The 5443-nt window shown below is 48.6% G+C and carries 8 protein-coding genes and 1 tRNA gene; all 9 read left to right on the forward strand.

Annotated elements, in window-relative coordinates:
* Nucleotides 1-347: 6-pyruvoyl trahydropterin synthase family protein (locus ACYC56_RS10620; RefSeq protein ID WP_461374152.1), on the forward strand; the 347-nt coding region annotated here is incomplete at its 5' end.
* Between the two features lie 317 nt (nucleotides 348-664).
* Nucleotides 665-1402 carry a class II glutamine amidotransferase gene (locus ACYC56_RS10625; RefSeq protein ID WP_461374153.1) on the forward strand — a complete coding sequence of 246 codons (738 nt, stop codon included), beginning with the start codon at nucleotides 665-667 and terminating at the stop codon, nucleotides 1400-1402.
* Between the two features lie 89 nt (nucleotides 1403-1491).
* A complete protein-coding gene (rmuC, locus tag ACYC56_RS10630; RefSeq protein ID WP_461374154.1) occupies nucleotides 1492-2502 on the forward strand; it encodes a DNA recombination protein RmuC in 1011 nt (336 codons plus the stop codon).
* A gap of 99 nt (nucleotides 2503-2601) precedes the next feature.
* On the forward strand, nucleotides 2602-3051 hold the full coding sequence (locus tag ACYC56_RS10635) for a HEPN domain-containing protein (protein WP_461374155.1): 450 nt from the start codon (nucleotides 2602-2604) through the stop codon (nucleotides 3049-3051).
* On the forward strand, nucleotides 3024-3359 hold the full coding sequence (locus tag ACYC56_RS10640) for a nucleotidyltransferase domain-containing protein (protein WP_461374156.1): 336 nt from the start codon (nucleotides 3024-3026) through the stop codon (nucleotides 3357-3359). The genes ACYC56_RS10635 and ACYC56_RS10640 overlap by 28 nt, the downstream gene beginning before the upstream one ends.
* 68 nt (nucleotides 3360-3427) lie before the next feature.
* The gene (locus ACYC56_RS10645; RefSeq protein ID WP_461374157.1) at nucleotides 3428-3616 is read left to right on the forward strand and encodes a DUF2795 domain-containing protein; all 189 of its coding nucleotides are present in this window, start codon (nucleotides 3428-3430) and stop codon (nucleotides 3614-3616) included.
* Nucleotides 3617-4068: 452 nt separating this feature from the next.
* Nucleotides 4069-4512, forward strand: a complete 444-nt coding sequence (locus ACYC56_RS10650) for an STAS domain-containing protein (protein ID WP_461374158.1) — start codon at nucleotides 4069-4071, stop codon at nucleotides 4510-4512.
* Nucleotides 4505-4951 (forward strand): ATP-binding protein, encoded by a 447-nt coding sequence (locus ACYC56_RS10655; protein WP_461374159.1) that lies wholly within the window; start codon nucleotides 4505-4507, stop codon nucleotides 4949-4951. Before ACYC56_RS10650 ends, ACYC56_RS10655 begins: the two co-directional genes overlap by 8 nt.
* Nucleotides 4952-5254: 303 nt before the next feature.
* Nucleotides 5255-5328, forward strand: a tRNA-Ile gene (locus ACYC56_RS10660).
* Nucleotides 5329-5443: the final 115 nt, after the last annotated feature.

Raw genomic sequence — 5443 nt, forward strand, 5'->3', positions numbered from 1 at the left:
TCGGCTATATCTTTGATTTTATAGTTTTGAAGGAATTCGCCGAGCATCATTGTAACGCGCTTGACCATAAGACACTGATTCCCTCGAAGAATCAGCATATAACGATAAACCATAACGATGGTAATACCGAGGTCCTGTTCAGGGATAAGAGGTTTGTGTTTCCTGAATCGGACGTCTTGGTTCTTCCGATTTTGAACTGTACGGCTGAACTTCTTGCATACTACTTGTGCCAGAAGCTAAAGGATGACCTCCTTGAGAATATGAAGGCCGTAAATATCGGCCTGATCAGGGTTGGTGTCGAGGAATCGCCGGGACAGACCGCTTACTACACCGAAGATATCGGCTAGATCGTTTCGCGACCTATCCGCAAGACTGCGCTGTAAGAATTCTTTTGTAATCCTAATCCTATGCGTCAATTTCGCCACTGTGAGAAGCGTCGCTCAGTGCTCGTGCGCTAAGCGTTTGTGCTGCTGTTGCCTATTATTGCAAGAAAACTGTGGGCTGATATAGTAGAGACAGCTCCCAAAGTATTCCAACAGGTTGGTGTAGGACACAACACTACAGGTAGTGTTCCCCGGTGGTACAAGTTTATGGTTACCCCACGTAAACACGTTATGATCTAGAAAATCGAGGGTAAAAAGAGGCTGTTAGGAGGTGCATTTAGATGTGTAGGCTTTTTGGCGCAATATCGGGTTCCCTTGTCGATATAAAGAATCCGGTGCTAGAGGGCTCAAAACCATTTATAGAATTATCATATAAGCATCACGATGGTTGGGGCATCGGATCTATCGATTACCTGCCGGGCGGAAAAAATATACGCATCGTGAAGGCACCTCACCCTGCCTATAAAGACCTGCGATTCACGGAGACGGTCGAGCAGTTGCGGTCGCCGTTGGCTATCGTCCATTTGAGGGACGCCAAGTATGGGAACCTATCGGTTCAGAACACGCATCCGTTTTACTCGAAGGGTTGGATTTTTGCACATAACGGGTCGATGGAGAGATATAGAGAGATCGAAGCGGAACTCCCCGGCGTCAAGTTCAAGGGGGAGACCGACAGCGAGAGATATTTTTACCTGATACTTAATCATATGCAAAAAACGGGTGACGAAACCCGCGGTATGTGCTCGGCGATCAGGTGGCTTGAGGACAACGGGTTTGAAGGCGGAAAGAACTTCTTGATGTCGAGCGGTAGGCGTCTCTACGCATACCGCAATGGCCGCGAGCTGTTCTATGTGATCCGAAAAAACCCGCTTACCGGTACGAAAACCGTCCTCGTCGCTTCGGAGGTTTTGACCGACGAAGAGTGGCGGGATGTTCCTGAAGACAATTTGCTGGTAATCGACGACAACCAGCAGATTTTGATGATATCGGTCACCGGTAAGACTACTGTTTGTTGCTAAAATGCAATCGCCTTAATATCTGGTATAGTTAAGGCGATTGGTCGTTGTTCTATCCACAGTTTCTCTGAAGCAAAGGTTATGGATCGGATATGGATGCAACTATAGCAGTATTGCTGGTACTTATCGTTGTCCTTGTGGTCGCCGTTGTCGTTATTTCTTCTCGCAGATCCGGTGGGGATGTGGCGGTGCTGCACGACACGCTCGAGCGCCAGAACTTGCTCATCCAGGAGATGAAGTCGCGGCTGGAGTTCGGCGGGCACGGCCAGGATATCCTGCGCGAGGAACTTTTAAAGACACAACGCGCGATCGAGTATCTGAAAGTCGATTACGAAGCGCGAAAGCATCTTGAAGAAGAGAGCCGGCAAGTTGTAAAACGCCTGGAGAGCGTAATCGTTGGCAGTTACTCCAAAGGTCAAGCCGGCGAGAACATCCTCAACGAGATATTTAAGCTATTTCCCCATGAGATGATCGCCTATAATTTCAACGTGAACGGCAAGGTAGTTGAATTCGGCCTTCGGCTCTCAGATAAAAAAGTCCTCCCCATTGATTCGAAATGGCCCGCCTCCAGCCTTCTTATCGCCCTTGAGGAAGAGAAGGATGAGAAGGTGAGGATGGGGATCGCAGACCAGATAGAAAAAGAAGTCGGACGGCGTATCAAAGAGGTGTGCCAGTATATCGACCCCGATGTTACCGCCCCATGGGCGATAGCCGCTGTTCCGGATTCGGTTTTCTCGGTGTGCAAAAAGGCATACCTCGATGCCTACAAACGCCATGTAATTCTCATGTCATACAGCATGACCATCCCGTATATCCTCACATTTTATAGCCTGCACCTGCAGTATTCCCGGTCGGTCGATATGGAGAACCTGCAGAACCATCTTCTAACGGTTGCCAGACAGCTGGATGAGATGGAGCAGATCCTTGAGAATAAGATAGCCCGGGGGACGACGATGATAAGCAACGCTTACGGCGAGTACAAGCAGTTGATCTCACGTGTCAGGGCATCGGTGGCGTATTTGCAGGCCTCGGAATCCCCCGATGATGTCGTTGACGAGTTGCCGGTCGATGATTCGCTCCGTTACGTAGGTCGAGATTTTTAAACGTGTTCCTGTCAAAGAGCCGCAAAACGCCTTCACAATCAAGCCCAGTTAGCAAAATGCCGATTTAATACTAGAGGTGTTTTGTTGATTGGAGCGTTCATGAGACGACAAAAGAGATCTAAAGGCAACGGTCATGGTCAAGATTGTAACGAACAGTACCAAAATCCCGAGCTGATATCCGATCAATGGATTAAGAGCGCTGAGCAGGACCTGGTGGTTGCAGACACCCTTTTTGCCGCAGGTCACTACAGCTGGTCGGCATTTGCATGCCAGCAGGCGGTAGAGAAGCTGCTCAAAGCGGGGTACGTGAGGTCGAGACACAAAATCCCACCGCATGTACACGACCTGGCGCGCCTCTCTGCGATTATGAAACTGAACCCACCGGAGGAATATATCGATAACCTGCTTGAGATCGACCAGTGTTACACCTCGACCAGGTACCCGGGCTACAAGCACGGCCTCTGCGTAAGAAACAAGGAAGAATCTGAAGCGATACTGGAGAAGACCGAGAGGATGTACGGATGGCTACGGCGCGAGCTGCAACTCTAGAAACCATAAACCGCTTTATCAAGGGCGCAGAGAAAACGATCGACGTTAAAAAGGTCGTGTTGTTCGGCTCGCATGCAACCGGGCTTTTTAATGAGTGGAGCGACATCGATATCGCCATCGTATCGGATGATTTCGAAGGTACGGATAATAATGAGCGCCTGCTGCGACTCAGCAAAATAGGCTGGCAGCAAGAGGCGACCGAGATAGATGCACTCGGTTTCACCCAGGCCGAGTTCGAGAGCGACGACCCTCTTAGCCTCGTAACCGAGATCAAAGAGCACGGCATCGTCGTTTATGAGAAGTTTTAAACCCCCGTTTAGCCCTGATCCGCACCGGGTAATCCAGTAGTAAAGATTACTACTGGGAGGTTGTTTCTGTGGTTTCAGCGGCAAAAATTACGCACTTTTTAGAGGGCATGAGTTTTCCTGCAAACAAGCAGCAGATCATCGATTATGCCAGAGATAATAACGCTCCTCAGGATGTAGTGGATATGCTTCAGAGCATGTCGGACGGGACATATTATAGCATTGCAGGTATTTGGGAGGCCGTAGGTAAAGCCGCATAGATGTGCCGGGCGTGCTTTTTTGCTAGCCGCCGATGCTTCTACGCTTTATGTCTTCTACACCCTTGTCTTCAAGCACCGATATGCCGCGATTTTGCAGACGAAGCTCATATGCAATTAATCGAACCCCTAACTCTCACTTTTGCTTATGCAGCAAAAGTATTCCCGGAATAAAGGAGCAAAGAAATAAAACGGCATGTTTTTTGCCATGGTATTATTTGCTATACTTGGATACTATTACTATGTGCTAAGACTCTATGCGCATGGTTGTGCAAAGACATGGCATGCATGCTTAATTTGCAGGCAGTTTGGGAATATTATACTGTATAATCCAGTTGCTAGTGATTTTAGGGCGGCCGGTTCCTGCAGACCATTACGTTATTATTGGTCTTTTAATTGGTAAGAAATAGTATTATCTTTAAGGATGTTTCGGGTGACGAAGCGCGGTTTAGTGGATGAGACTGGAACGTGTACTCATGACCGGCTGGATCGCATTGCTATGGCGCGGTAACACTGAGGAAGGGGAGGCTAACTTGGAAGTACAGGTATTACCCGGCCGGATTCCAATTATAGACGTTGATGGTGAGATCGACCACTATGTTGTCCCTGAGCTTGAGAGCAAAATAATGGCGTTTATTAATGAAGGCCATGCGTCAGTTATTCTGGATTTTTCTGATGTCAGTTATATAGATAGTGCCGGTGTTGCGCTGATTATCTTGAGTATCCAAAAAAGCGGTCCGCTAGGCGGAAAGGTCGGCCTGGTCGTGACCAACAAGAATGTCATAAAAATACTCGAGATAGTCGGAATCACAAAGCTCGCGGAGGCGTTTTCGCTGTATGCCTCCGTTGATGAGGCGCTGGCAAATATGACAGGAGAGCGTCCAAGTGGGAATGAATAACTATCATGTGAAAAGAAGGCTGGATATCAAGAGCCACAGGAAGAACTTGTCCTTGATCCGGCAAGAAGTCGAAGAGGTTGCCGAAGAATGCGGCTTTAGCGAGACCGATATCTATCAGATGAAGGTAGCGGTCAGCGAGGCGGCGGCAAATGCGATCGAGCATGGATCACCCCATGGAGATGAGAATTTTATCCACATGGCCGTCGAATGCGACAAGGACAAAATACTGATCGAGGTTGCCGACGAGGGTGTCTTTAAAGCGAGACTGCCCGTCACCAACGGCCGTCCGAGCCATCGGGGCAGGGGGATATTTCTCATGACCGCGTTAATGGATGAAGTAAGTATCACAGAACACCAGGAAGGCACCGTCGTCCGCCTGGTGAAATTCAAAGAATCAGCCAAAGACCAGGAACAGCGGCAAGAAATGCCAATGTTCTAAATCGCTCCACTTCCAGCAATTCTCCTACAGTTTTAATCCGCATTGGTTGTGTCAATGATTACCACGATGAAGTTATTTTAGCTAACAGTTAGAATAGAGAGACCGTGAATCACGCTAGAGTTACGCTAACCCGGCTTGTGACTTGCACGCTTGGCACAGCAGGCTTTCCGCACTTGATTTTCCGCGGTATACTTGCTAAAGTTTATATGCCGAATTCTGGAGAGTTATGAGTCTTTAAAGATAACTAAAGGAGTCCGGTGAAGTTCTCAGCTTCACGTAAAGCTGAGATTTTTGGTTAAAGACGGGCCCTTAGCTCAGCTGGTCAGAGCAGGGGACTCATAATCCCTTGGTCGTAGGTTCGAATCCTACAGGGCCCACACCATTTTGGCTTGTGAAAAATGCCTTTCACAAGCCATTTTCTTTTGGCGCGCCCAGCTTAGCTGGGCCGCACTTGCGGGTGAAAGTCCCGTTCCGGTAACCACCAAGGGGCCG

The sequence above is a fragment of the Candidatus Aquicultor sp. genome (assembly GCF_054640775.1).